This window comes from Thalassoglobus sp. JC818 (genome assembly GCF_040717535.1).
Lineage (GTDB): Bacteria > Planctomycetota > Planctomycetia > Planctomycetales > Planctomycetaceae > Thalassoglobus.
The window spans coordinates 1-880 of sequence record NZ_JBFEFI010000035.1 but is presented as its reverse complement, the minus strand read 5'-3'; the positions used below and the strand labels follow the sequence as shown (position 1 = coordinate 880).

The following is an 880-nucleotide window of genomic DNA, read 5'->3' as shown; positions in this document are numbered from 1 at the left end:
TGCTGTGTTGAAAACAAATGACGGCTTCGGATCTTTGGCTAACGCCTCAGGGCGTAGGCGAGGACTTTGAGGGCGGCTTCGACGAACAGGGCTTTCTCGCTTCTGGCTGAGAGTGCGGCACCTGTGGTTCGCTTCAATCCGCTCATGAATGATTCCACAAGCCAGCGTCTGCCGTATCCTTTTGTTTCGAGTTCTGTCCTGGTCATCTGTGAGCGGTACTCGCCATTCAGCTTACCGTCGCTGCGATGAACAGCTGGATTGATGATGCTTTCGGTTCGCCACTCTTCGCGACAAAAACGATGAACCCATTCCGCGTCATAGCCGGCATCTGCAAACAACCGTGTCGGTGTCGACGAGTTCGACGCCTTCGCCAAGACTTCACCAGCTTCGGACTTGTCGTTGCTTGGTCCCCAACTGATTGCTAATCCACTCGGCAAGAGCGAACCCGCCAACACGCAGACCGACACCTTGATAAATTTCTTGCGTTGCTTGCCGCTGCGAGTTTTGTAATGAGCACTCGCTGAGGTCGTTTCAAGCCCCGTGGAATCGATCGCTGCTTCGACTTCGCTCTGACCGAATTGCTGGACGATTTCGAAAATCATCGCGTCCACGATGTCCAACACTCCGCTGCGATCAGCAAACTTCTTTAGCGTCGAATAGTGTGGAATCCGCCGCAGTCCGAGGGCTTTTCGGAGGACGTCGGAAACCTCCAAAATTTCGACAACGCCGCGATAGGTCGTTTTGAGATAGGCTCGCAAAACCAGACACGTGACGAGTTGTTCCTGCGTGAACTTCTTGGGACTCTTCGCGTGCGAATACGGCTCGACATACTTGCGTCCAATCCGGAGCGACAGCTTTGCCACTTCCAACAACACATTCA

The 880-nt window shown here is 53.6% G+C and carries 1 protein-coding gene; it reads right to left on the bottom strand.

Annotation, left to right across the window (positions count from 1 at the left end; all coding sequences use genetic code 11):
• Nucleotides 1–38: 38 nt before the first annotated feature.
• Nucleotides 39–880: transposase (locus AB1L42_RS23830; RefSeq protein ID WP_367062743.1), on the bottom strand; the 842-nt coding region annotated here is incomplete at its 5' end.